This window comes from Microcoleus sp. w2-18bC1, from assembly GCF_036700365.1.
Taxonomy (GTDB): Bacteria; Cyanobacteriota; Cyanobacteriia; order Cyanobacteriales; family Microcoleaceae; genus Microcoleus.
The window spans coordinates 153,738-178,486 of sequence record NZ_JAUBOS010000002.1 but is presented as its reverse complement, the minus strand read 5'-3'; the positions used below and the strand labels follow the sequence as shown (position 1 = coordinate 178,486).

Below are 24,749 nucleotides of genomic sequence, written 5' to 3'. Positions count from 1 at the left end.
GTTAAGGTTCTCGTTACTCAACTCTTCATTTCAAATAAGGCGTTTTGTTAACAACCAAGCTATCCAGAATGCCTTTAAACATTGTTACGACAATTTGGCGATCGTTATCTCTGACAAAAATATCGTAATTGGGACTTGAGTTAATTTCAATTAACCAATATGCTCCGTTTTTATCTAGCGCGATGTCAAACCCAGCATAATTAATCGCAATTTCTGCAAAAACAGGTTTAACAAAATCTTCAATCTCAGACATGAGATTGGGATTAATTATATGTTTGGCTTTTGCACCTTCCCAGTGCAGCGGGCTTAAATTGCCCGCAAATTTAGCCTGAGATTTGTCCTTATCGTACAGCAAAACTAGCTTTTCTTTACAGAATACAGCCCGATATTCGTGGGCAATTTCGATATATTCTTGAGCTAGCGCCACATGGTCATAATCTTTGCTGTTGACGTTAAATATAATTTCTAGGGCTTCTTTAATTTGCTCTGTAGTTTTACACAAAAAAACATTGTTGCCACCAGCACCGCGATTTCTTTTGAGAATCACCGGGAAAGCGAATTTTTGGTTTACTTCTAAAACAATTGATTCAATATCTGGGAAACTCAAATACTTTTTATACTTCTCCTCGCAGCGAGGCGAGACAAAACCGAGAGTTCTGGGAGTATTTATTTTGCCGTTTAATAGTTGATAGGTATATTCTTTGTCTTTAAAAATCTCTGCTACTGACGCGCTGTTAAATGGCGTCATGTAATTAACAAAATAATATTCTTCGCCGCCCTGTTTGAGTCTAATCAAGTTTTGGGAAGGATGCAGGATTTCGTAAGGGATATTTAATTCCTCACAAGCTGCCAGCAAGATTTCAATATTGGTTAGCATAAAATGTAACTTAATTAAAAATTAATTTTAAAGATTTGAGATTAGAGAATCGCTTCCAAATCTCAAACCTCAAATTAGATCGCACTTTTATCCAAACAACCGCTGCTGTCCGTTGGCGGCATCTTTCCCGGCATAAATCTCCCGCGTTCCCTTGGGAATGTAAATCCAATCGAATTCTTGCAAGCGGTTTGTTAAATTGGAAATGCTCACTCCCAATTCATCTCTCATTTTGTATAAATGCGACCACTTTGTTAAATCGCGTCCCTGTCTTTTTTCCTCCAAAATACAGCGAGGCATCAACAAACAGCTTGCAAAATATTGCGCTTGCCATTCGATCGACAAAACCTTATTATCAGCACTCGCACCCCGACAAACAAACGGTTCCTCGACATCCTGGGCGGTTTTTTCTTGATCGCCCAAGTTTAATTCCAACTGTTCCACAGTGCCGTCTGCTTCGTCTTGATTGACGTGTAGCACCCAGTGGCCGATTTCGTGGGCGATCGTCGATTCGATGAACCCCGGCGGTTTTTCGAGAATCTGTTCGTTGATTTCGATTAACCGCTGCTGCGGCAAAATCCTCGCCGCGATCGCACCTTCTTCATCCGGCTCAATGCACTCCCAAACTACGCCCAAATCCAGAAAATCAGCAACCGTTGTCGCATCAAAAGGCCATCTCGGAGCAAAATTTTGCGTTTTCTGCATCTGCATCAAGATGTCATTTGCCAAACGCTCGATCGTTTCTTTGGGATAGAAGCAATACGGTTTAAAAATACTCACTATGAGGGGCCTCTCTTACGCTTCAAAAGATTGTTTGAGCCAATCTGGATTTTCTTGCATCCGGCGGAAAAGAGCCTGCATTTCCTTTGGATTCTGCTTCAGCAGCGCTTCGTACTGCTGCGGCAGCCTCCCCGCCAAGAAAATCAATTCCTCTTCGTTTATGTCTAGATTCCGCGCTAGCGATCGGATTACCTCCTCTTTTGGCGCATAATCCGCTCGATCGTTCTCCAACTTCGACAAATAAGTAAAGTCCACACTTAGCATAGCTGCTAGCTCACGTTGTGAGTAAGCTTTGTCCTTGCGAGCTTGACGGATCAGTCTTCCAAATGTTTGTTCCACGGTTTTTCGCCTCCTGACAAGCATTCTAGCCTGTTTTGATGAAAAGTTCAACAAAATACTTGACGGGAAAATCAACCCGCGCTACCATGAGGTTAGTTGACGGTTTAATCAACCAATTAACCCGGACTGGTAGGGTTAAGGGTGCAAATTAGCCTAGCTCACACGCTACATATAGCGTCGTCAACTTCAGAGGAGTGAGAAGCGCTGGGCGTCAAAACGCTTGTACGCAGCAAATAAGGAGGAGCAGATCGCAAATGCTGAGAACCTGGACAGACACGCATTACAAGCTCGAAGACGATGACTGGCTATACATCGCCACCCACGAAGAACAAAGCTCAGCCTCACTGGTTTGTCCCGGCTACGCGCGGGATGGCGAAGGCTTCAGCATCCACTTCACCCCAGCGCACTTAGAAACGTTAGAGCATTTGCTCGCCGCGCTGCGGATTATTAAAGCTCAACAAGAGGCGATGCTTGAGTATACCTATCCAGAACCAAAAGCAACAACACATCTTATTAGGTAATCGAAGTTCGGCCACGAGCAATGTACAAGATTTAACGGATTACCAGTTCCCCGTAAAGCAGCAATAAATAACTAAGGAAAAACGAACAATGACTACTAAAACACAAGAAAGACCTACATTTTCAGTATTTGGTGCCAAACCGAGCAATGCTTTGCTAGTACCAGAAATTCCGATCGCAGTACGTAACAATTGCCAAAGTGGCCAGTGGGCGATCGGCGATACAGACTACGGTTCCAAGTGTTCCATGACAATCCTCAAATTCTCCAAATTCTTCGGTTCCCTCGGTCAAACTTCGCACACATTGTGGGGTCAACTGTGGTTTGTCGCAGAAAGTGGCGAATTACCGCAAGGAGTAGTCATGGTGACATACATCAAAAACCGCAGCTTGAACGATTTTAACCGCTTGGTAGCATCAGTTCAATCTCGCGGCGTAGAACCTGCAACCGGAATTTTTGTTCCCGAATTTGTTAAGCATTCCGGTCAGAAACCAGACGACAGCGGAGTAGTAAAACCGATAAACTACTACAGCTTGAAATGGTCTTGGAACGAGCGGAAAGATTGGGCTGTGATCGACCAAGCTGCAGCAGTTTTGTCAGATTCTAGCAATCAATCGCGGATGATTGACTTAGAAGGAACAAAAGCTATGGTGTGTTTAGATAACCTGCCGGCGCAGCAAGTAGCCTGCTTGATGGCTGCTCACGCTGGCGGTGAAAGCGATGCTATGGCTTTGAATTCCAACGGCAGTATGTCGCTACCGCCAGCCGAAGACCAATTAACTGCTGACTTGTTCTAATTTTGTTGTAAAGGCGCGATTTAATCGCGCCTTTGCCATAACTGTTACAACCGACTGAAATGAAGAAATTAACCAAGCTGAAAACCAAACCAAACCTGCAAGAAAGTCGTTTGCAAGAGAATCTTGAGCTGCTCGACCAAATTCGGGCAGATGCAGTTAACGACATCGAAAGTCTCACAGAAGACTTCCAGCACATGACTTTAGTTGCCGAATCAGTGCAGCGGAATTACCGAGCTTTGTTAGCCGAAAATCAATTGCTAAAAGGCACACTTTTAAGTATAATTGATGAGTGCGGCTGCTGGGAAGGAAATCGGTGTGATCGCTGCTGGAAACTTCTCAAAATGCTAGCCAGCGATAATTCAGAAGAAAAACCCGACGCAGCCAGCAAGTACCGTTCCATTCTCAGCCAACTCCGCAACTTAGAATAACTGAAAACGTTTCAGTCACAAGTGTCGAAAAGTTATAATCAGGAGAAGCCAACATTATGACAATAGCAACTGCCAAAGATAGCAAAGCCCAAATTTTGCAAAACTTTCAGCAGATTTTAGCCGACAAAAAAAAGATCGAATCCAAAGTCGAAACCAAAGAACAGTCAGCCGAAAAAGCCAAAAACAAACAACTCCTAGAAGTCGCTTCTACCTACACAATTGACAGCATCGTCAAAGGCTTGGCTGACTTGCAATTAGATTTTGGCAGTACCATCAGCGGACTTTCGGAAAAACTAAAGGCAGAATCTTCAAAATTAGACGAATTAAAACGCGCGATCGAAATTGAAGCCACACAATTGCAAGAGTTACAGCAAATCAGAGTTGTAGCAGACGCCCTCCACATTTTAACTCAAGAGCACCGAGAAAAACTGACCCTGCTCGAACAAAACAGCGCCAACCAGCGCGAAATAATCGAAAAAGACACGACCCAAAAACGCAAGGTTTGGGAAAAAGAACAGCAAGAATTTGATGCAGCAGTTCAAGAAGAAACTGCACTCCTCACTAAAAAGCGCCAAGAAGAAACAGCAGATTATCAATACGAATTACAGCGCACTCACAAAATAGAAATCGACGAATACGAAGAAACGAAGCGCAAACTAGAACGGGACTTGCAAGAATCTACCCGCGAAAAAGAGAAAAATTGGGTGGAACGGGAAAAAGTCCTCAGCGACAATCAAGCGGAGTTTGAAGAGAATCAAAGAAAAGCCGCCGGATTTGAAGAAGAGCTCAAACAGGCTTATGTCAAAGCCAAAGAAGAAGCAATTCAAGAAGTTTCCCGCGAAGCTAAAGTCAAGGCAGATTTAGTGGATAAAGAATGGGAAAGCACTAAGCAAGGATATGAATTGAAAGTGCAATCTCTACAGCAGACAATTGAGCGACAAACCCAACAAATTGCCGAAATATCCGCGCAACTGCAAGCCACGATGAACCAAGCGCAAGATTTGGCAATGAAAGCTTTTGCCAGCAAAGCTTAAAACCTAGTAGGGTGTGCAATACACACCTTACGAAAAAATGACATAAATTTTCCACCTTATTAAGAAATGAAAAGTCATGAACAAAAAAGTTAGCGACAAAAGCACCAAGGCGGAAATCTTAGAAGCGTACAAGGAAGCAGCGCAAGAAAAAGCGCAGTTAGAATTGCAAATCCAACAGCTAAACGCTTCCCAAAAGCAAACATCAGTCCCCGAAAAACCTATTGGGGAGGCACAAAAATCAATGGCTTTAACTCAAAATTCACAAAAAATGCAGTCTACAATCGACAATTTGATTTTGCTGCAATTTGGCTTTGGTGGTGCTGTCAGCGAGTTGTCGGAAAAATTAACTTCGGAAGCTGCTAAAGTCGAAGAATTGCGGCGCACAGTGGGTGAGGAAATTCAACAACTGCAAGAGTTGCACAGTTTAGAAGATGTTGCAGAGGATACGCTGGACAATTTAATTCAACAGTACGAAGAAAGCGCGAAAACTTTTGCTGGCGAACTCAGCGAACAGCGCGAAACTGTTGAACAGGAATTGTTGGAACGCCGACAAGCTTGGGAAAAAGAGCAGGAACTCCACAAGTTGGCTATTAAAGAACGCAATGAGCATCACCAAAAAGCTCGCCAGCGGGATGAAGAGTTGTATGATTATGAGTTGAATCTTCAGCGAAATCTGGACATCGAAGAATACCAACAGCGCCAGAAAAGGCTGTATCAAGAAATCGAAGAGTTTCAGCAAGAACAGGAGAAACAGTGGGCGGAACGCGAAAAATCTATTTCGGAACGAGAAAAACTTTATGCTGAGGTTAAAGCGAAGGTAGAAGCTTTCCCGAAAGAACTGGAAGCTAATATCAAGAACGGGAAAGATAACGGCCGCAATATTGGCAATTATCAAGCTAAAGTTAAGGCGGATTTGTCTGCTAAAGATATCGAAGGGCAAAAGCAAAATTATGAACTGCAAATTCAAGGGATGTTGCAGACAATTCAAAATCAAGATGCGCGCCTTGCTAGCTTGTCGAAACAACTGGATTCTGCTTTGAAACAGGTTCAAGATTTGGCGGTGAAGGCGATTGAGGGTTCATCGAATTTGAGTTCTTTCCAAGCAGTGAGGGAAATTGCGATCGAACAAGCGAAGACTCAGCAGAAAAATAAGTAGATCTAACTCGGCGGTTTAAACCGGGGCTACACAAACCAAGTAGATAAGAGTCGGGGCTTGAAACCGCTCAAAAGTCAAATTCTCGTCAGCGGAGGCGGAGTGGGAGAAGTAAGGTGCCGCCCGGCGCACCTTACGCTATTTTGAGAAAAAACTAGCTTTCCTTAGTGGAGTTTTCCAACTGTCTACTCCCACCCTGTCTTCCTTGAGCCTTAAACCCTATCTACAGCGTTCTAATTTTTAGTAAAAAGCCCGATCGCACTGTTCACTTATCGAAACTGTCCCTTCCTCTCCTGACCGCTTCACTCACGCTATCTATTCTTTAAGTTAATCAACCAAAAGATATATTTGACTTCGAGGCACTATGCAGAAACAAATCATACGCCAAAAAGATACTAATGCTTGGATACTTCAGTGCTGGGTTTCTTTTATTCTTGCCCTTTCCGCAACTACTGTAGGTATCATTTATTTACAGGTAGACCCCTGGCAAAAAGCTTTTATGGGTATGGGTTTAACTTTTTCAGTCGGCTCGTCTTTTACTTTAGCAAAAACCATTCGCGATAACAACGAGGCAACAACATTAACTGCCAGAATCGACGAAGCTAGAGTTGAGAAAATTCTCGCTGAGCACCATCCTCTCAAATAAATTTGACTATATAATGTATACAAAAAACAGCCCGCGCGGGCTGTTTTTGTTGTTTGAGCCACAGGTTTCAAGCTGCGGATGTGAATTGGGGATTTCAATGGCTACCTTTGAACTTACGATCGCCCAACTTATTCTTTTGTCGCTGGCGAATACCGGCCTTAACCATCGCAAAATCCACCGGAAAACCAACGACAGGAATCACCTGATCCTTGCGTTCTTCTTCCAGATTCTTGAGTTCGGTGTAATCAACCCAGTGAATGCAATTCACCGGACAAGTGTCGATCGCCTCAGCAATCAACTCTTCAGAATCCCCGTCTTGTCGAACTACGCGCGATCGACCGTAATCCGGTTCAATATAAAAAGTATTGCGAGCAACGTGAGCGCAGTGCTTGCAGCCAATGCAGGTAATTTCATCAACATAGACACCTTTTTGGCGCAACACCCCGCCCAACTCCGGTTCCAAACCAGAGCGATCGGGCGCATCCCGCAAAAATCCCCCCAACTCCGGCTCTAAACCAGAGCGATCGATTGCTGTATCTATTCCGAGTCCAGAAAGCTCAGACATTTAGACCCCCACAATAGTAAATAAGTCCGCGCAGGCGGACTTTGATGAAACAAGATTGCAAAAATCTCGAAAAATTATTAAGCGCACCAGCGTTGCACCACCAAGCGGAGCGAACCGTCTTGATTTTGCTTTTGCTCAGAAATTTGGAAACCCTGCTTAGCGCTTTCATTCACCACAGTATGGTAAGCGTAGCGCTGAGTCACCTTATTCAGAAAACGGTCTACAGACCAAGCTTGCTGCCAAAATTGCAAGTCAGCCACCAATTCATACTCAGTCCCGTTCCAGCTAAAACCTACGTCGTAGCCGTTTTTTTGCTCAATCACGACCTCAGCGGTGCTGGTTAAGCCGCGATAGCCACGCACCTCAGTTGGGCCAGACTTCCAGTCAATACCCAAGTCAGTTAAAGCAGCTTCCAAAGAATTCAAATTGCGGATCTGGGTCTTAATTTGGCTAAAATGTGACATGGTGGTTCCAAAAAAATTTAAGTGAACTCAACAAAAAAATTACCAATCGCTAAAAGCCACTTGGGCGGTCGCTTCGGCTGACTGATGCAGCGCTTGCGTGAAATATTCAGATGTTGACTCTTGATGAAGCACCACGCCGAGCTGAGCTTCAATTGCAGCCGTTACCTCAGCACAGGAAGCACCGACAATGCCGGTGACGGTTTCCTGTACGCGGCCATCTGGATAGATCACAAACTCTAGTGTTTCCATAATGCGGGCTGACTGAATAGGAATATTGAGAACAGACACCGACACCAGCAAGCCAGGGACGATGCCTCCTGAAGTAGCTTCTTGAGAGTTGGCTGACTGACAAAGCGCTATATCAATTTTGACTAATTGATAGGTTTTGAGTCACAACTTAACAGAACTTATTAATAGGTAGAAGCAATACATCAGTTGTATGTAAAGTTTCGCGTAGATCGTGACAGCAGTCAAGTCGGTCGATTTTAGATTTTAGATTTTAGATTTTAGATTTTAGAGGGAGGAGGAAGGAAGAGGGGATGAACCGCAGAGGGCGCAGAGGGCGCAGAGGGAAGAAGGCAGAAGGTAAAAGGCAGAAGGCAAAACGAAAAAGTATAAATTCCCCCACTCCCTCTCTAATTCCCTCTGGGATCTAAAACGTCTCGCAGGCCATCGCCCAAAAGGTTGAAACCAAGAACAGTCAAGGTAATCAGCAAACCTGGAAACACGATCGTCCAAGGAGAAGAAAGAGCGTATCCGCCCTTAAAAGCATCCGAAAGCATCGTCCCCAACTCAGGAACCGGCGGCTGTGCGCCCAAACCCAAAAAACCCAAACCAGCAGCTTCTAGTGTCGCCGTACCAGTAGAAAGAGTTGCTTGTACAACTAGAGGCGCCAGACTTCCCGGCAAAATGTGGCGAAAAATAATCCGCAAGTCGCTGGCGCCCAAGGCCTTGACAGCCAAAACAAATTCTTGTTCCCGCAGAGACAGCACCATACTGCGAGTTAAACGGATGTAAATCGGAATTTGCACGAGGCTGACGGCGATAATTACGCTTTGCAGGCTCGGCCCGGTGACCGTAACAACGCCGATCGCCAGTAAAATCGAAGGAAAAGCTAGCAAAATATCCGCCAAAGTGCCGATCGCAATTTCCAGCAACCCCCGAAAATACCCGGCCACCAGCCCCAAAAGCGCTCCCAAAATTAAACCCACACCCACAGAAACCAGGCTGACGAGTAAAGATATTCCCAATCCGTGCCACACCCGCACTAACAAATCTCGCCCCAAACCGTCGGTGCCCAACCAATGCTTAGCGCTAGGAGCCACTAAGCGCGACAAATAATCTCGATCGACCGCCGGATCGTAAGGAGCAAGTACGGGGGCTAACAGTGCCGATATCATCAGCGCTAGAGTCAAAATTAAGCCGATTTTCCCCGAAGTTGATCGCCAAAATCGTTGAAAAGCTGCTTGTGGAAATACTAAGTTGTTATTCAATCTTCGATTTTCCATCGAATGCTGTCACCAAAAAAACTGAGGACTTGGGCAACTATTAGGATAAATTAACGATCGCGCTCGCAGAAATACGTTAACAGGACTTGCTCTAGGGATACGAAAAACTCGGTGCGTGCATTACCCTCCATACCCAAAGTCGCATTTTTTGCCCCAATGCCCAATGCCTGAGCTCTTCCTTAAAGACCCTTTAAGATATAGAGAACAAGATCAATTTAAAAGCCAAATGACATCAACCCTGCTCAAAACCTCAGCCCGATCGCCCCTCAACGCCCCAACAATCCGCCATTTCCCCAACGGCCTCACCGTTATAGCCGAACACTTGCCGGTCGATGCTGTTAACCTCAGCGTGTGGCTCAATTTAGGCTCAGCCGTCGAACCAGACGACATTAACGGCATGGCTCACTTTTTAGAACACATGATTTTTAAGGGAACTCCGAGCATTCCCAGTGGAGAATTTGAGCGCGCGATCGAACAGCGTGGCGCTGTCACCAATGCTGCCACCAGCCAAGATTACACTAACTATTACATCACCACAGCTCCTAAAGATTTTGCCGAACTAGCTCCCCTGCAAGTCGATGTGTTGCTCAACGCCAGCATTCCCGACGACGCCTTCGATCGCGAACGGCTGGTAGTCTTAGAAGAAATTAGACGATCCGAAGACAATCCCCGCCGCCGCACCTATCAGCGATCGATGGAATTAGCATTTGAAGTTTTGCCCTACAAGCGACCGGTACTCGGCCCGACTGCGGTAATCGAACAGTTGACAGCCCAACAAATGCGGGATTTCCACAGCAGCAGATATCACCCAGGGGCCATGACAGCCGTAGCTGTCGGCAATTTGCCAGTCGAGCAACTAATAGAAATTGTCGCAGACAGTTTTGCAGCAAAAAGTACAGCACAAAACAACAAAATAAATGTGCCTGCTGTCGGCAAATTTCACCCAGAACCCGAAATCCTGAACTACGGCCAAGAATCTCCATTTACAGAAACAGTCCGCCGCGAATTTGTAGACTCTGCCCTTCAGCAAGCCCGACTGATCGTGATGTGGCGCGTGCCAGGTTTCATGGAAATGTCCGAAACTTATGCCCTCGACGTTTTGGCGACAATATTGGGTCACGGCCGCACAACTCGCTTGGTTCATGATTTGCGCGAAGAAAAAGGGCTAGTTTCGTCAATTTCGGTCAGCAACATGACTCAGCGACTCGGTGGCATCTTCTCCATTTCCGCTCAACTACCGACAGAAAACTTGGCAGCAGTGGAAGCTGCGATCGTCCAACACATCCGCACTCTCCAAACCGAACTGGTGACAGATGCCGAAATTTCCCGCATCCGCACTCAAGTAGCAAATCGGTTTATCTTTGGTAACGAAACTCCGAGCGATCGAGCAAGTTTGTACGGTTACTATCAGTCGATGGTAGGAGATATCGCTCCCGCCCTCAACTATGCCGCTTGCATCCAAGCTCAGACTGCCGAGGATCTCCGAGAAGCCGCCGTCAAATATCTCTCTCCCGACGCAATGGGTGTTGTGGTAATTCGCCCCGACGAAGCATAAATCTGACTTCGCCTCAACAGGGAAATTCTGCCATCCCTCTGCTTTTGAGGCATCCAACAGCATTCGGGATTCGGCAGAAACAATGTCAACTCGCACGAGGGATTTTTAGTCAATAGTGCGTGAAATTCGATCGGCCCGCGCCTTGAAGGTTTTGTATCAAATAATTAATATGAAGCCTTTAAGGTACGTGCGATCGGCAAAATTACCGTAATTTTAGGAGACGATAAACTGGGAATTTTTGACGAGCAAGCAATTTAGTCGAGGGAAACCGGGTTTATCGGCGATCTAAAATTTAAAATCTAAAATCTAAAATCTAAAATCTAAAATCTAAAATCGAGTGAGCGGCAAAATTACCGTAATTTTATGAGACGATAAACGGGGAATTATTGACGACTCAGCAATGTAGTCTCGGAAAACCGGATTGATCGGCATCGTAATTCTAAAATCTAAAATCTAAAATCTAAAATCGATTGACAGGGGCACGCAAGCATGAAATTACAAAACTTTCTCAACTCAAACATTAGGTACGATGCCAAAGCAATTGCTGCAGACGACGAACTCAGTGCCCAAATTCAAAGCCGCCTCATTGACCTGGGTTTACTGAAGCCTCCCGTAGACGGAATTTTTGGCCCTCTCTCTACCGCCACCCTCCACCGATTTCAAACTCTGATGAAGTGCGGCGAAGCGGGTTTTTTGGGAGCAGTCACAGCCAAAAAGCTGATTGAAACCAAACCAGAGGAGATTCCCACACATCCCCTGATCCTGAAAACGCTCAGAGACACTATTTTTAAATCAAAACCGCTGGCGTCTTCTCAACTTCAGGACTCGGAAAAACAAGTAATACCAGCCGGAAAAGAGTTTGAAATCTTGGCTTTTGCCCCGGCTCGCGGTCACATCAGAGTTGCTCTCCGCAACGAGTCTTTCAAAGATTCAGGAATTTGGTATGTTTTCGGAGCACACGCTCAAGTTACTCAAGACAGCGTTCTGTTTTATCCCAAACCGAATCCTCCAACGGTCAGGCTTGGCATTCCTTATCTATCGCAACTGGATAACTTGAATAATCCTACAGGTTCTTGCAATGTAACTTCATTAGCGATGTGTATGGACTTTTTGAGGGTGCCACGGCGCAAACAAACCGGGCAATATGAAGACGAACTTTACGAATATGCGATCGCCAAAGGTTACAGTCGCTGGGACCCCTACGATTTAGCAAAGATTGTTAGAGATTACGGCGCTCAAGATTTCTTTACCGAGAATGCAACTATTGATGACGTTCAAGATTGGCTCGCCACCGGAAATCCCGCTGTCATCCACGGATACTTTACGTCTTTCGGTCACATTATAGTTGCATCAGGCTACGACAGCGAGGGATTCTTCGTCCACGATCCCTATGGTGAGTGGTTAGGAAGTGGCTACGATACAAGTGTCAGCGGTGCCTACTTGCACTATCCCTATCGCTTAATCCGCAGCGTGTGTATGCCTGACGGGAATTTTTGGGTTCATTTTATCTCTAAGTAATCGTTAAGAGTCATTAGTCCTTAGTCATTAGTCATTAGCTAAGAGATAAGTTGCCTCTTGAATTTTTCGGCGATTCAAATCGCTTAAGAGTCCACGAAATCCGAGCAGAAGGGGGCTAAAGAGTAAAATGGGTATTAAATCCTGATTTGGTATTAGCCATATTTTCTCTCACTAATGACTGCTGACTAATGACTAATGACTATTAATTTTCATGCTCAAATCCAGCCAAGTCGATCGCGTAATCGGAGCACTGGTAGAAATATAGTCAACTCCGGTTTCGGCTACACTTCTAATTGTTTCTAAAGTAACATTGCCGGAAGCTTCAATTTTTACCCGATCGCTCTTTTCGCGAATTATTGCCACAGCCTGCCGCATCAAATCAAAGGACATATTATCTAACATGATAATATCCGCCTTGTGCTGCAAAGCTGTCTCTACCTCAGCCAGAGTTTCTGTTTCGACTTCGATCGTCAGCGGATAGGGGATAGAATTGCGAATTAGGGCAATCGCCTCTGCAATTCCCCCAGCCGCCGCAATGTGATTGTCTTTAATCATCACCGCGTCATCTAATCCCATCCGGTGATTGCTAGCACCGCCGACTTGAGTTGCGTATTTTTCCAACAATCTCAATCCGGGCGTTGTCTTGCGCGTATCCACTAATTGCACGGGCAAATCGGCAATTTTGTCAACATATTTCTGAGTCAAAGTAGCGATGCCGCTCAAACGCATTGCCAAGTTTAATGCTACTCTTTCTCCGGTTAGCAGCGCATCGAAATTGCCGGAAATCTCGGCGATTACTTCTCCTTTTTCGCACAGTTTCCCTTCTGGTACTTGGGGGATGAAACTGAGGCTGCTGTCTAAAAGTTTAAATGTGCGATCGGCAATTGGCAATCCGGCAATGACTCCAGCTTCTTTGACAATCCATTTAGCTGTACCCTGGATGCTGTTTGCGGGAAATAAGGCCGATGTTGTGCGATCGCCCCTACCGATATCTTCTAGTAGCCAGTTGTGCAATAGGGAGTCTAAAACTATCCAAGGCGGTAATATTGCTGTCATGTTTTTGTCGGTTGTTATATCAAGATGATATCTACTAGGAACAATAGTCGATCGGGTAATTTTAGGCAAGTTGCACAATTATGATGGTGTTAGTGCGATCGGGATTTGGGTAGAGTGAGGGCGATCGGGCTAGATAATGGGGTATTCTGTTGCTGACTTTGGGTGTTAGTGCTTTAATGGAGTAGATGGGTATCGATCGCGAGAAGAAATCATGATACAGCCAGTCATTTTAGAAAAATTAGCAGAACTCCCTGAGTCTCTTCAGACAGAAGTGCTTCATTACATTGAGTTTTTGATTGAAAAGCAGGCTAAAAACTCAACCCAAGAAAAGCCGACAAAGCGAGGCGGACTTGGTATTTGGAAAGGTAAAATCTGGATGTCTGATGATTTTGATGAACCTCTTGAAGATTTAAAGGATTATATGTAAACATGAATATTCTACTGGATACCCATACTTTTCTCTGGTACTTGGAAGACAGTAAACAATTAAGTTCTCAAGCAGGAGAAATTATTGAAGATCCAAGTAACGCTCTCAGGTTGAGTATCGCCAGCTTATGGGAAATTTCCATTAAGCTTGGTTTAGGAAAACTTAGCTTGCAAAACTCATTCTCTGAGTTAGAGGAAGTGTTGCAACAATTAAAAATAGAGGTTTTGCCTATCACATTCTCTGATACAGAGTGCTATCTTAACTTGCCGCTGCATCATCGAGATCCTTTCGATCGCATTTTGGTAGCACAGGCGATTAATCGTTCCCTTGTTTTGGTTAGTCGCGATGTGGCTTTTGATGCCTATGACCTTCAGCGGTTATGGTCATAGCTGCGGCAGGTATTCTGTTGCTGACATTGGGTATTTGTGCTTTAATGGACTATAGCAAAACCATTTGATTTGTAAACAATCGATTCAATCATCACAAGCGTTTCAGGTTGTTTTACATTCACGACTCAAATAGACTTGCTATAGATGAGTATGGATTAATAGTTAGACCTTTGAGCTGGGGGCTTAGTTAAGAAGGCTATCTGTGGGCAGCAAGGCTCAAGTAGGCGGAAGCTTTTGGTTTATGGAGTTAAATTATTCAAGTGTGAAGCATTCCTAAAGGAGAATCATTAAATGGTGGAGCTTTCTGACAAAATAATTGAATTAGTTATTGACAAAGTTTTAATTGGCGGTATCGTTTTAGCAGCAGGTTATTGGCTCAATAAAAGATTCGAGATATTTAAGAACGAGACTAACGAAAAATATCACCAGAGACAATTAATTGCTGAACTTGAAAATCAACAAAAGCAACAAATCTCTATATTAGAAGATCAGATTGCTATAGCCCAATACAATGCAGAACTGGAACTTATAGAAAGACAGATTTCCGAGTTTTACTGGCCTATATATTTAAGATTAGAAAAAGATAATGTAATGTGGAAACGAATAAAGTCTTTGAGCGCTGAAAAAAATGTTTTACCCGAATCTGCAAGTGAAGCTATAGAAAAAGAGTTCATCCTTAAGAATCACCAAGAAATAGTTGAGATTATAGAATCTAAAATACATTTAGCAGAAAATTCCAATGACAGCAAAGAGTTGATAAATGAGTTGCTGAAGTATATCAAGCACGTTGCAATTTATAAAACAATCCGTTCTATAAAGGAACTTCAAAGATTTAACCCAATTGACCTGAATGAGCCATTTCCTGAAAGAATTCATCCCTTGATTGAAAATAAATTTCGAGAATTGCAGAATAGATATGAACACCTTAAAAAGGTTAAGTTTGGAGAGCTTAGGAAATAAAATTACTTGCACAGGTAGCGATCACCTTAGTTATCACTTAAATCGATCACGAACGCTTAAAACAAATGATTAATCAGCAGGAGAGCGAATATCAGCAACTCCTACTCAACAAGTAGCAGCTCGCCCTTAAAGAAACAAACTAATATCAACTTGGAAAAAATCGGCTAATTTTCTGGCTTCATCTATTTCGATCGCCCTTCCGCTAACAAAAACTTTATCAACCTCTGTTTCCGTTCCTAAAACAGGAATCAAATCAGATTTGTCCAAATTTCTCGCATCCATTAAATGTTGCAACATTGAAGCAGCATTTCCTGCAGGAATTGGATAATTTTCAGATTCAAATTTTTCAATCAGCGTTATCAAAAGCTCCAGAAATAGCTCTTCCTCCAGCGATCGCATAGGGCGGTGTTCCAGTTCGCAAGCGAGAGCGATCGCGGCCTCGTTTTCTGCTTCATTTGCGATCGGTTTTGGTTGATACCGAACAAGTAAATCTGTATAAGATTTTGCATCATCAAAAGTACGGATCATTTTTCCACTCATCCTTACTTATATTTACACAGGTAGCGATTGATTTCCCTATTTAAGCTACAGTAAAAGCTATATTTTCTAGCACTACATTAGGTACATTTCCACTACCTAAAACCTGTGTAGCATCTAAAACTTCTATCCCTACCAATAACTCATTTTCCCCAATATTTAAAGCGATTTCGTCAGTTAACTGTAAAGTACGACACTGATGCTTACCTTCTACAAGTCTAATGTAGAGAGCATCAATTTCGGAATCATAACTAATCTTCATAAACTTTTACCTCAAAAATAAAATGTATACACTGTGATAACAACTAACTCAGTATCAGTCTCGGCAACAATAGGTACTACTTTCTTGAGAGAATAGAACTTATCCTGCCAATCATTATTATACTGAAAAGTAGCTTGATATTTGTACCTACCATTTTTAGCAAGTTGTCGATTACCTGTCATAATGGTATCAATAATTTCGGCTTCATTAGTACCTCTTTCAATCGCTTGTTCCTGGGCATGATTAGTTAATCTAATAGGTTTCACTATTTCTTGTCCAATAAATTAAAATTTTAAACTCCTAATTCACATGGATATTTACAGTTTCCATGCTCTTAAAAAACTAAGTCCATAAACTAACTTTAGTCCAAGGCGGATGGTTGTGCAAGAGCTAGTTCATCAGCGATACTTGCAGGAGATGATACCAAATCCTGATTTAATAACCTCTTTATTCTTTAGTCCGCGGAGGCGGACTTCGTTTGTTTAGCAGCGGTTTCAACCGCTAAGCCATAAAGAGAATGACTAATAACTCACCAAAAAACTAAAGCCCTTTTCCGTTGTTGCGGGAAAAGAGCTTTAATTTATTATTAACCTGGCACTGAGCTATTTTACCGGGCAGTGACCCGCCGAGTATCTTCGCCATAGCAACGTTTAACAACCGAGTTCGGGATGGATCGGAGTGGTTCCATTACATCATAAGCACCAGGAAAGCTTTGAAAACTTTTAATCCTGTGTCTGCGTTTAGCTTAATTCTAAGCTTGATGCGCTGCATCTCTTTCGCTCGACTTAATTACCTTATCAAGTTTTCCCTAGTCTGTCAACCCCTTTGTCAAAACTTTTTTTCGATCGCCCGAAACAGCCCCCAATAGCCGAGTTCGACGTATTATTTGCCAGTGGGGCCGATCGACCTTTAACTCACAAGTCCAAAAAAGCCGCCTCGGTTCCCTGGTGCGAATCTTCCCATCCTTCACAAACCACACCACAACCTGCTTAACTGTTAATTGTTCGATCGCGCTTTCAGATTCTGTCGCAATTTGCCTCAACGGCCGCAAAGACGCAATTACCAAATTCGTAAAAAAGTTTTCAAAACTCGAATCAAGTTCGATCGACCCAAAATCTGTTCCTGGTAGAGAATATTGAGATTTCTACAAAGGGCGCAAGACTTGCTGTGGTATAGATGCTTAATAACTCACCAAAAAACTAAAGCCCTTTTCCGTTGTTGCGGGAAAAGAGCTTTAATTTATTATTAACCTGGCACTGAGCTATTTTACCGGGCAGTGACCCGCCGAGTATCTTCGCCATAGCAACGTTTAACAACCGAGTTCGGGATGGATCGGAGTGGTTCCATTACATCATAAGCACCAGGAAAGCTTTGAAAACTTTTAATCCTGTGTCTGCGTTTAGCTTAATTTTAAGCTTGATGCGCTGCATCTCTTTCGCTCGACTTAATTACCTTATCAAGTTTTCCCCGGTCTGTCAACCCCTTTGTCAAAAGTTTTTTTGCTCGCCCGAAACAGCCTCCAATAGCGGAGCTTCTGTCGCAATTTGCCTCTCATGCCGCAAAGACGCAATTACCAAATTCGTAAAAAAGTTTTCAAAACTCGAATCAAGTTCGATCGACCCAAAATCTGTTCCTGGTAGAGAATATTGAGATTTCTACAAAGGGCGCAAGACTTGCTGTGGTATAGATGCTTAATAACTCACCAAAAAACTAAAGCCCTTTTCCGTTGTTGCGGGAAAAGAGCTTTAATTTATTATTAACCTGGCACTGAGCTATTTTACCGGGCAGTGACCCGCCGAGTATCTTCGCCATAGCAACGTTTAACAACCGAGTTCGGGATGGATCGGAGTGGTTCCATTACATCATAAGCACCAGGAAAGCTTTGAAAACTTTTAATCCTGTGTCTGCGTTTAGTTTGATGCGCTGCATCTCTTTCGCTCGACTTAATTACCTTATCAAGTTTTCCCCAGGCTGTCAACCCCTTTGTCAAAAGTTTTTTTTGATCGCCCGAAACCGCTGGAATTATAGGGGTTTGAGGCCTGGTTTGGGGGTGGGCCGCTCGACCTTTAACTCACAAATCCAAAAACGCCGCCTCGGTTCCCTGCTCTCTGCGAATCTTCCCGTCCTTCACAAACCACGCCACGACCTGCTTAACTGTTAATTGTTCTATCGGGAGCTCGGCTTCTGTCGCAATTTGCCTCAAAGGCCGCAAAGACGCCACCACCAAATTCGTAAAAAAGTTTTCAAAACTCGCATCAAGTTCGATCGACCCTTTAATACTCTCATCATTCTTAATCCAATCCATCACCTGCCCATTAGTCACCTCAGCCACCGGCTTCCCAGTCTCCCCAGCAATTTGCTTGAGCACCCTCAAAGCATAAATTGCCAGCCGCGCCGAAAACTTTTCCTTCGACGACAGCAGCGCCATATCAACTTCGGCGCACTCTTCCGGCTTTAAAAAATCTGCTAGCGGTTCCATATATTAAAAATTAGTAATTGCTAATCGGTAATCGGTAATCCGTGACATCCGTGACATCCGTGACATCCGTTACACTCATCCGTTGTCGAACTTCCATGCGTGACATCCGTTACATCCGTTACAAAATCCGTTGCCGAACTTCTTCCTTCCTTCTGGCAATCAAATAACCGCAGCGGTGTTCCCCATCAATAATCCAGTGAGTTCGCTCCACAATACAATCCGGCAAAACCGCTGCAAACATTTCCAACTCATTACCGCAGACACTCGGAAAAGTTTCAGCAACATTAGAAATCGCGCAATTGTGTTCCATCAACACAAATCGATCGCCCAAACCAGTGCGATCGCAGATCCCAACCTCTACCGATTCTACAGGATAACACTCAGCCATATAACCTTCAGCCCTGCGGAGTTCCATTAACTTAGTCACCCTCTCTTGCAGCGAACCCGCACCCACCAGCCGCCGATACTCCGTCGCCTTGCGCTGCCACTGTTTTTGCAAGATAGTAATCACTTGCTCGCGGCCGACGGTTTCCGCCAACGTATCCAGAAAAGAGACAGCAAAATCACCATAACGATTCGGGAATCGATCGCGCCCCTGACTGGTAAGCTCATAAATGTGCTGCGGCCGCCCCATCCCAGCCTGAACCGACTGATACTGAATCAGCCCCTCCGCTTCCAAATCCTTCAAGTGACGGCGAATCGCCTGCGGACTGATATCCAAAGACTCCGCCAACTCAAGAGCCGTCCCCTGCCCCCCCTTGAGCAAATATTGCAGGATGTCTTGTTTCGTGGAAGTCTGCTGAGTAGTCTCCATCATCTTCACAAAAAATTATTAATTTGACTTTGACAATATCACTATTGTTAATGTAGCTTAAAATATAGTAAAGCAACAAAATTGTTGTTTAACTTCCCAGAGCAGTCCAGCAGAACTCGCTCAAGCCCAGACAGGCATTGCCCCGTCTGCCATCCAGAGAGCATTATCTAGAACACTGAACACGCAAAATAATGAGTTCTACCACAGTCAAAACCTTAGTCAACCAGCCGTATAAATACGGTTTCGTCACCGACATCGAGTCAGACACCATCCCCCGCGGCTTGAGCGAAGATGTAGTCCGCCTGATTTCCGCCAAGAAAAACGAACCGGAATTCATGCTGCAATTCCGCCTCAAAGCATACCGGAAGTGGCTGACAATGACTGAGCCCACCTGGCCCCACGTCAACTATCCCGCGATCGACTACCAACAAATTATCTACTATTCCGCGCCCAAACAAAAGCCCAAAAAGCTCAACAGTTTGGACGAAGTAGACCCGACACTGCTAGAAACCTTCGAGAAACTAGGCATTCCCCTCTCCGAACAAAAACGGCTCGGAAATGTTGCCGTCGATGCCGTTTTCGACAGCGTTTCAATTGCCACAACATTTAGAGAAAAGTTAGCCAAAGATGGTGTTATTTTCTGTTCCATTTCAGAAGCCGTCAAAGATTATCCCGAATTAATAGAAAAATATCTCGGCAGCGTCGTACCAGTCGGCGATAACTTTTTCGCAGCCCTCAACTCCGCCGTATTCAGCGACGGTTCCTTTGTTTACATTCCCAAAGGCGTCAAATGCCCAATGGAATTGTCAACCTATTTCCGCATCAACAACGGAGATTCCGGCCAGTTCGAGCGCACCCTAATTGTTGCAGAAGAAAACAGCTCAGTGTCTTACCTAGAAGGCTGCACCGCCCCGATGTTTGACACTAATCAACTGCACGCGGCTGTCGTGGAATTGGTAACAATGGACAATGCGGATATCAAATACTCCACAGTGCAAAACTGGTACGCTGGCGACGCCAACGGCAAAGGCGGCATTTACAACTTCGTGACGAAACGGGGTTTGTGTCAAGGAGTCAATTCTAAGATTTCTTGGACACAAGTAGAAACCGGTTCCGCGATTACTTGGAAATATCCCAGTTGCGTGTTAGTCGGCGACAACTCGGTGGGCGAATTTTACTCCGTAGCGCTGACAAATAACAAGCAGCAAGCTGACACCGGTACCAAAATGATCCACGTTGGCAAAAACACTCGCAGCACGATTATTTCTAAGGGAATTTCGGCGGGAAATTCATCCAACAGCTATCGCGGCTTGGTGAAAATGGGGCCCAATGCTAAAGGCTCTCGAAATTACTCTCAGTGCGATTCGATGCTGATTGGGGATAACGCTCAGGCGAATACTTTCCCTTATATTCAAGTGCAGAACCACACTGCTAAAGTGGAACACGAAGCTTCTACTTCTAAAATTGGGGAAGAGCAATTGTTCTTCTTCGCACAGCGGGGAATTTCCGCCGAAAATGCTATTTCGATGATGATTAGCGGTTTCTGTAAAGATGTTTTCAATCAGTTACCGATGGAATTTGCGGCGGAAGCTGATAAGCTGTTGAGTCTGAAGCTAGAAGGAAGTGTCGGATAATTTTCGCGCGCAAGAAACCCTTCCAGGCCGAGTCCAGCGGTGACAACTTAAGACTGCAAGCCATAATAAATGTCGCTTTTATTCGAGTCTAGATCCCCCTTAAAAAGGGGGACTTTGAGAAGACTTCTTGTGTCCCCCCTTCCTTATTAAGGGGTACTTTAAGAACACTCTTGTCCCCCCCTTATTAAGGGGGGTTAGGGGGGATCGAGACTTCGATACAAACAAGAGAGACGGTAGGTTTAACGTTAAGTGGTCAGTAATAGCCAGAGCCTAGGAACGAGAAGAACGAGAAGAAAAAACTGTAAAGTGCATTGAGGAAAAGGAAAAAAATAGATGATTGTTGAAAATAGTCAAGTGGTGCTATCCGTCCGCGATTTAACTGCGAATGTGGAAGATACCCAAATCCTTAAGGGTTTGAATCTGGAAATTAAATCGGGTGAAATTCACGCGATTATGGGTCCGAACGGTTCTGGAAAAAGCACTTTATCTAAGATATTAGCGGGTCATCCTGCTTATACAGTAACGGGCGGAGAAGTTACTTTTCTAGGTCAAAATTTGCTGGAATTACCGCCGGAAGAACGCTCTTTAGCTGGCGTGTTCCTAGCTTTCCAATATCCTTTAGAAATTCCCGGCGTTAGCAATCTGGATTTCTTGCGCGTGGCTTACAATTCTCACCGCAAACATCGCGGCTTGGAAGAATTGGATGCTTTTGATTTCCAAGATTTAATCGAGGACAAGCTGGATATTGTCAAGATGAATGATTCTTTTTTAGGCCGCAGCGTAAATGAGGGTTTTTCCGGCGGCGAGAAAAAGCGGAATGAAATTTTGCAAATGGCGCTGTTGGAACCGAGGTTAGCTATTTTAGACGAAACTGATTCGGGTTTGGATATCGACGCTCTCAAGATTGTCGCCGGCGGTGTGAATCAGTTGTCAACTGCTGAAAATTCGATGTTGGTAATTACTCACTATCAGCGGTTGCTGAATTACATTATTCCTGATTTTATTCACGTCATGGAAGCCGGTAGAATTATCTTGACTGGCCCGAAAGAGTTGGCGCTGGAATTGGAAGAGCGCGGTTATGACTGGGTTGTGGAAGAGGAAGCTGCAGGAGTGGGCGCGCGATGATGAATACGCAAGTTGCTAGTAGGGAAATGTTTTTGACTGATTTGGTTAATCAGTGCGGCAAGTTGGGCGCAGCTAATAACGAAAGTTCTGCTTACGGGTTGCAGGATTTGCGGGATGCGGCGACGGAATACGTGCTTTCTTCGAGTTTTCCGACGGTGAGGGATGAAGAATGGCGCTTTACTGATTTGTCGTCGGTGTTGCAAATTCCTTTTCATATACCGCAGATCAATCAGTCAAAAATTAAGCTGGCTGATATCATTATGCCAGTGAAAAATCGGGATGATTTACCATTAAGATTGGTATTTGTCAACGGTTTTTATGCGCCGGATTTGTCAACGGTGGAGTCGTCGGTTTTTCCCAATTTGCCGATCGACTTTTATGCAGGTAATCTATCCCATGTACCCGAAAAACATCAGGCGCGCATCAGGGATGTTTTGAGCAAGCACAGACAGCAAACCGAGGTGTTTACCGCGCTGAATACTGCGGGTTTGGCGGATTCTGCGGTGGTGTTCGTGCCGGCCAATATGTCGATCGACCTTCCGATTCACTTGCTGTTCCTGACAGCACCAGGTACATCTCCTACGATGTCCCAGCCGCACTGCTTAGTCATAGCTGAGCCTGGAAGCAATGTGACGCTGGTTGAGGATTATGCAACTATCGGGAATGTCGCTGCATTTACGAATGCTGTAACGGATGTTGTTGTCGCCGAAAATGCCACTGTGAATCACGTTCGGCTGCAGCGGGAAGGTGGAGAGGTTGTTCATATCGGCAAAAGTGCGATCGAGCAATCTCGTAATAGCCGTTACACTTGCCATGCTATCAACTTGGGAGGCAAAATATCGCGGCACAATTTAGAAGTTTTTCAGCGCGGCGAAGCCACTGAAACAACGTTAAACGGCTTAAGCGTAGCCTTTGGGGAACAGTTGTCGGACACTCACAGTTTAATCGATTTTAATCACCCTCACGGTACAAGTCGCCAATTACATAAGTGCATTGTCGGGAACAAAGCTCGCGCTGTATTTAACGGCAAAGTTTTCGTTCGCAAAGCCGCCCAATTGACAGATGCCGGACAATTGAGCCGAAATTTGTTGCTGTCGCCGAGAGCTCGCGTAGATACCAAACCGCAGTTGGAAATTGTCGCCGATAACGTTAAATGTTCCCACGGTGCAACTGTCAGTCAATTAGAAGATGATGAACTTTTCTACTTGCAAAGTCGCGGTTTGGATTTAGAAAGAAGTCGCTATTTGCTAATCGATGCTTTTGCGGCGGAAATGCTCAATCAATTACCGATTATGGGCGTGGCCAAAATGCTTTCTACCTGCGTGGCTATTCAAGAATAAAAGAATCACCAACAGACTGGGGGTGTTTTCTTACCTTTGCAATCAAACCCGGAGATCCCCCCTAGCCCCCCTTAATAAGGGGGGAACAAGAGTATTCTTAAAGTCCCCCTTATTAAGGGGATTTAGGGGGATCTCCGGGTTCAACAATACGCCCTAGAAGCGAGTTTCACAACAATACTAACTTCTGAAAAATATGACACTTATTCAAGAAAAAACACTTGCCTCAAAAGTTCGTGGCGACTTCCCAATTTTGAATGAAAAAGTAAATGGTAAACCGCTAGTTTATTTAGACAATGCAGCTACCTCTCAAAAACCCCTAGCTGTACTCAACGCTTGGCGTGATTACTACGGACAATATAATGCAAACGTGCACCGCGGCGCTCACACTCTCAGCGCCAAAGCCACTGATGCTTACGAAGGTGCGAGAGACAAAGTTGCCGCGTTTGTGAATGCGGCGTCTCGGCAAGAAATTGTCTATACTCGCAACGCCACCGAAGCGATTAATTTGGTTGCTTATTCTTGGGGTTTGAGCAATCTGCAAGCTGGAGATGAAATTATCCTGTCGGTGATGGAACACCACAGCAATCTCGTTCCCTGGCAAATGATTGCTCAAAGAACCGGTGCTGTGCTGAAGTTTGTCGAGTTAACGGAAACTAACGAGTTTGATTTGGAACAGTTTAAAACGCTAATTTCCCATAAAACTAAATTGGTGTCAACCGTTCATGTTTCTAATACTTTGGGCTGCATCAGTCCAGTCAAAGAAATCTGCAAAATTGCCCACAGTTTCGGCGCAAGAGTTTTAATAGATGCTTGCCAAAGCGTCCCGCACATGATAGTAGACGTGCAAGCAATTGATTGCGATTGGCTGGTTGCTTCCGGGCACAAAATGTGCGCTCCGACTGGCATCGGTTTTCTGTACGGTAAACTGGACTTGCTGAGAGAAATGCCTCCGTTTTTCGGTGGTGGGGAGATGATTGCTGACGTGTTTCTCGATTATTCCACCTATGCCGATTTGCCACACAAATTTGAAGCCGGCACGCCTGCAATCGGCGAGGCGATCGCCCTTGGTGCAGCAATCGATTATCTTAGTAAGATTGGCATGGATAAGATTCACGCTTGCGAAGCAGAATTGACTGCTTATATGTTCCAACAATTGTGGCAAATTCCAGAAATTAAAATCTACGGGCCACAACCAGACAGCAACGGCGAAGGTAGGGCAGCTTTGGCGGCATTTACAGCAGGAGAAATTCACCCTCAAGACTTGTCTACCATGTTAGACCAGGAGGGAGTCGCGATTCGTTCCGGGCATCACTGCACGCAAGCTTTGCACCGCTATTTGAACGTTTCATCTACTGCCAGAGCGAGTTTGTATTTTTACAATACTCGCGAGGAGATTGATGTGTTTGTGAAAGCGTTGAAAGAGACGATCGACTTTTTTGCTGGGATTATGGGATAATTTGGTGGGTGATGGTGCGCGGGTAGAAATTGAGAAGCGATCGCCCTTTTTTTAACCGCAGATGCAGGCGGATAGACGCTGATGAACGCGGA

The 24,749-nt window shown here is 44.6% G+C and carries 29 protein-coding genes and 3 rRNA genes; 15 read left to right on the top strand and 17 right to left on the bottom strand.

Annotated features, from left to right (window positions below; genetic code table 11):
• Positions 1-25: 25 nt before the first annotated feature.
• From QT979_RS02980 to QT979_RS02970, 3 genes are all read right to left on the bottom strand, one after another.
• Positions 26-877, bottom strand: a complete 852-nt coding sequence (locus QT979_RS02980) for a YheC/YheD family protein (protein ID WP_333308054.1) — start codon at positions 875-877, stop codon at positions 26-28.
• An 87-nt stretch (positions 878-964) separates the two neighbouring features.
• Positions 965-1,654, bottom strand: a complete 690-nt coding sequence (locus QT979_RS02975) for an ImmA/IrrE family metallo-endopeptidase (RefSeq protein WP_333308052.1) — start codon at positions 1,652-1,654, stop codon at positions 965-967.
• A gap of 15 nt (positions 1,655-1,669) precedes the next feature.
• Complete coding sequence (locus tag QT979_RS02970) at positions 1,670-1,993, bottom strand: helix-turn-helix transcriptional regulator (protein WP_333159648.1); 324 nt, start codon at positions 1,991-1,993, stop codon at positions 1,670-1,672.
• A gap of 254 nt (positions 1,994-2,247) precedes the next feature.
• On the opposite strand from QT979_RS02970, the gene QT979_RS02965 reads away from it, so the two are divergent.
• The 6 genes from QT979_RS02965 (at position 2,248) to QT979_RS02940 (ending at position 6,568) form a co-directional block, all read left to right on the top strand.
• Complete coding sequence (locus tag QT979_RS02965) at positions 2,248-2,514, top strand: hypothetical protein (protein WP_006634886.1); 267 nt, start codon at positions 2,248-2,250, stop codon at positions 2,512-2,514.
• A gap of 88 nt (positions 2,515-2,602) precedes the next feature.
• Complete coding sequence (locus QT979_RS02960; RefSeq protein WP_333308050.1) at positions 2,603-3,307, top strand: hypothetical protein; 705 nt, start codon at positions 2,603-2,605, stop codon at positions 3,305-3,307.
• Positions 3,308-3,366: 59 nt separating this feature from the next.
• Positions 3,367-3,735, top strand: a complete 369-nt coding sequence (locus QT979_RS02955; protein ID WP_333213166.1) for a hypothetical protein — start codon at positions 3,367-3,369, stop codon at positions 3,733-3,735.
• A 56-nt stretch (positions 3,736-3,791) separates the two neighbouring features.
• A complete protein-coding gene (locus tag QT979_RS02950) occupies positions 3,792-4,769 on the top strand; it encodes a hypothetical protein (RefSeq protein ID WP_333213167.1) in 978 nt (325 codons plus the stop codon).
• A gap of 76 nt (positions 4,770-4,845) precedes the next feature.
• Positions 4,846-5,925 (top strand): hypothetical protein, encoded by a 1,080-nt coding sequence (locus tag QT979_RS02945; protein ID WP_333308047.1) that lies wholly within the window; start codon positions 4,846-4,848, stop codon positions 5,923-5,925.
• A 361-nt stretch (positions 5,926-6,286) separates the two neighbouring features.
• Positions 6,287-6,568, top strand: coding sequence for a YiaA/YiaB family inner membrane protein (locus tag QT979_RS02940; RefSeq protein WP_333036187.1), 282 nt, complete (start codon positions 6,287-6,289; stop codon positions 6,566-6,568).
• A 94-nt stretch (positions 6,569-6,662) separates the two neighbouring features.
• Here the strand turns inward: QT979_RS02940 and QT979_RS02935 are convergent, their stop codons facing one another.
• The 4 genes from QT979_RS02935 to QT979_RS02920 all read right to left on the bottom strand — a co-directional run bounded on the left by QT979_RS02935 (position 6,663) and on the right by QT979_RS02920 (position 9,090).
• Positions 6,663-7,133 (bottom strand): ferredoxin, encoded by a 471-nt coding sequence (locus QT979_RS02935; protein WP_333215491.1) that lies wholly within the window; start codon positions 7,131-7,133, stop codon positions 6,663-6,665.
• A gap of 77 nt (positions 7,134-7,210) precedes the next feature.
• A complete protein-coding gene (locus QT979_RS02930; RefSeq protein ID WP_242716193.1) occupies positions 7,211-7,597 on the bottom strand; it encodes a DUF1257 domain-containing protein in 387 nt (128 codons plus the stop codon).
• Positions 7,598-7,636: 39 nt separating this feature from the next.
• Positions 7,637-7,846, bottom strand: coding sequence for a DUF2997 domain-containing protein (locus tag QT979_RS02925; RefSeq protein WP_015176940.1), 210 nt, complete (start codon positions 7,844-7,846; stop codon positions 7,637-7,639).
• A 386-nt stretch (positions 7,847-8,232) separates the two neighbouring features.
• Entirely contained in the window at positions 8,233-9,090 is an 858-nt protein-coding gene (locus QT979_RS02920) for an ABC transporter permease (protein ID WP_333160813.1), read from the bottom strand.
• Between the two features lie 241 nt (positions 9,091-9,331).
• Between QT979_RS02920 and QT979_RS02915 the strand changes: the two genes are divergently transcribed.
• Both QT979_RS02915 and QT979_RS02910 read left to right on the top strand, forming a co-directional pair.
• Positions 9,332-10,660, top strand: a complete 1,329-nt coding sequence (locus QT979_RS02915) for a pitrilysin family protein (RefSeq protein WP_333308045.1) — start codon at positions 9,332-9,334, stop codon at positions 10,658-10,660.
• A gap of 489 nt (positions 10,661-11,149) precedes the next feature.
• Entirely contained in the window at positions 11,150-12,178 is a 1,029-nt protein-coding gene (locus QT979_RS02910; protein ID WP_333308043.1) for a C39 family peptidase, read from the top strand.
• Between the two features lie 192 nt (positions 12,179-12,370).
• Here QT979_RS02910 and nadC read toward each other — a convergent pair whose 3' ends face one another.
• Positions 12,371-13,234: a carboxylating nicotinate-nucleotide diphosphorylase gene (gene nadC, locus QT979_RS02905; RefSeq protein ID WP_333308042.1), complete on the bottom strand. Its 864-nt coding sequence runs from the start codon at positions 13,232-13,234 to the stop codon at positions 12,371-12,373.
• 211 nt (positions 13,235-13,445) lie between these two features.
• On the opposite strand from nadC, the gene vapB reads away from it, so the two are divergent.
• The 3 genes from vapB to QT979_RS02890 all read left to right on the top strand — a co-directional run bounded on the left by vapB (position 13,446) and on the right by QT979_RS02890 (position 15,010).
• On the top strand, positions 13,446-13,661 hold the full coding sequence (gene vapB, locus QT979_RS02900) for a type II toxin-antitoxin system VapB family antitoxin (RefSeq protein ID WP_333215483.1): 216 nt from the start codon (positions 13,446-13,448) through the stop codon (positions 13,659-13,661).
• Positions 13,662-13,663: 2 nt separating this feature from the next.
• Positions 13,664-14,050 carry a type II toxin-antitoxin system VapC family toxin gene (locus QT979_RS02895; RefSeq protein ID WP_333308040.1) on the top strand — a complete coding sequence of 129 codons (387 nt, stop codon included), beginning with the start codon at positions 13,664-13,666 and terminating at the stop codon, positions 14,048-14,050.
• 291 nt (positions 14,051-14,341) lie between these two features.
• Positions 14,342-15,010, top strand: coding sequence for a hypothetical protein (locus QT979_RS02890; protein WP_333215479.1), 669 nt, complete (start codon positions 14,342-14,344; stop codon positions 15,008-15,010).
• 126 nt (positions 15,011-15,136) lie between these two features.
• On the opposite strand, the gene QT979_RS02885 is transcribed toward QT979_RS02890, so the two are convergent.
• From QT979_RS02885 to sufR, 9 genes are all read right to left on the bottom strand, one after another.
• On the bottom strand, positions 15,137-15,538 hold the full coding sequence (locus QT979_RS02885) for a transcriptional regulator (protein WP_333308038.1): 402 nt from the start codon (positions 15,536-15,538) through the stop codon (positions 15,137-15,139).
• Positions 15,539-15,590: 52 nt separating this feature from the next.
• The gene (locus QT979_RS02880; protein WP_106332875.1) at positions 15,591-15,809 is read right to left on the bottom strand and encodes a DUF2283 domain-containing protein; all 219 of its coding nucleotides are present in this window, start codon (positions 15,807-15,809) and stop codon (positions 15,591-15,593) included.
• Between the two features lie 11 nt (positions 15,810-15,820).
• Positions 15,821-16,075, bottom strand: a complete 255-nt coding sequence (locus QT979_RS02875; RefSeq protein ID WP_333215475.1) for a DUF4258 domain-containing protein — start codon at positions 16,073-16,075, stop codon at positions 15,821-15,823.
• 323 nt (positions 16,076-16,398) lie between these two features.
• A 5S ribosomal RNA gene (gene rrf, locus QT979_RS02870) occupies positions 16,399-16,515 on the bottom strand.
• A gap of 102 nt (positions 16,516-16,617) precedes the next feature.
• Positions 16,618-16,875, bottom strand: coding sequence for a hypothetical protein (locus tag QT979_RS02865; protein ID WP_333308036.1), 258 nt, complete (start codon positions 16,873-16,875; stop codon positions 16,618-16,620).
• A gap of 182 nt (positions 16,876-17,057) precedes the next feature.
• A 5S ribosomal RNA gene (gene rrf / locus QT979_RS02860) occupies positions 17,058-17,174 on the bottom strand.
• A 394-nt stretch (positions 17,175-17,568) separates the two neighbouring features.
• Positions 17,569-17,685: ribosomal RNA gene (gene rrf, locus QT979_RS02855) — 5S ribosomal RNA — on the bottom strand.
• A 195-nt stretch (positions 17,686-17,880) separates the two neighbouring features.
• Positions 17,881-18,288, bottom strand: a complete 408-nt coding sequence (locus tag QT979_RS02850) for a hypothetical protein (RefSeq protein ID WP_333308034.1) — start codon at positions 18,286-18,288, stop codon at positions 17,881-17,883.
• A gap of 118 nt (positions 18,289-18,406) precedes the next feature.
• On the bottom strand, positions 18,407-19,105 hold the full coding sequence (gene sufR, locus QT979_RS02845; RefSeq protein WP_333051990.1) for an iron-sulfur cluster biosynthesis transcriptional regulator SufR: 699 nt from the start codon (positions 19,103-19,105) through the stop codon (positions 18,407-18,409).
• A 188-nt stretch (positions 19,106-19,293) separates the two neighbouring features.
• Here sufR and sufB point away from each other — a divergent pair, with 188 nt between their 5' ends.
• From sufB to QT979_RS02825, 4 genes are all read left to right on the top strand, one after another.
• Positions 19,294-20,736 (top strand): Fe-S cluster assembly protein SufB, encoded by a 1,443-nt coding sequence (gene sufB, locus QT979_RS02840; protein WP_333103299.1) that lies wholly within the window; start codon positions 19,294-19,296, stop codon positions 20,734-20,736.
• Between the two features lie 333 nt (positions 20,737-21,069).
• On the top strand, positions 21,070-21,861 hold the full coding sequence (gene sufC / locus QT979_RS02835) for a Fe-S cluster assembly ATPase SufC (protein ID WP_333177138.1): 792 nt from the start codon (positions 21,070-21,072) through the stop codon (positions 21,859-21,861).
• Positions 21,858-23,201, top strand: a complete 1,344-nt coding sequence (gene sufD / locus QT979_RS02830) for a Fe-S cluster assembly protein SufD (RefSeq protein ID WP_333308031.1) — start codon at positions 21,858-21,860, stop codon at positions 23,199-23,201. Before sufC ends, sufD begins: the two co-directional genes overlap by 4 nt.
• Positions 23,202-23,394: 193 nt before the next feature.
• Positions 23,395-24,657, top strand: a complete 1,263-nt coding sequence (locus QT979_RS02825; RefSeq protein WP_333215462.1) for a SufS family cysteine desulfurase — start codon at positions 23,395-23,397, stop codon at positions 24,655-24,657.
• The last annotated feature ends 92 nt before the right edge of the window (positions 24,658-24,749 follow it).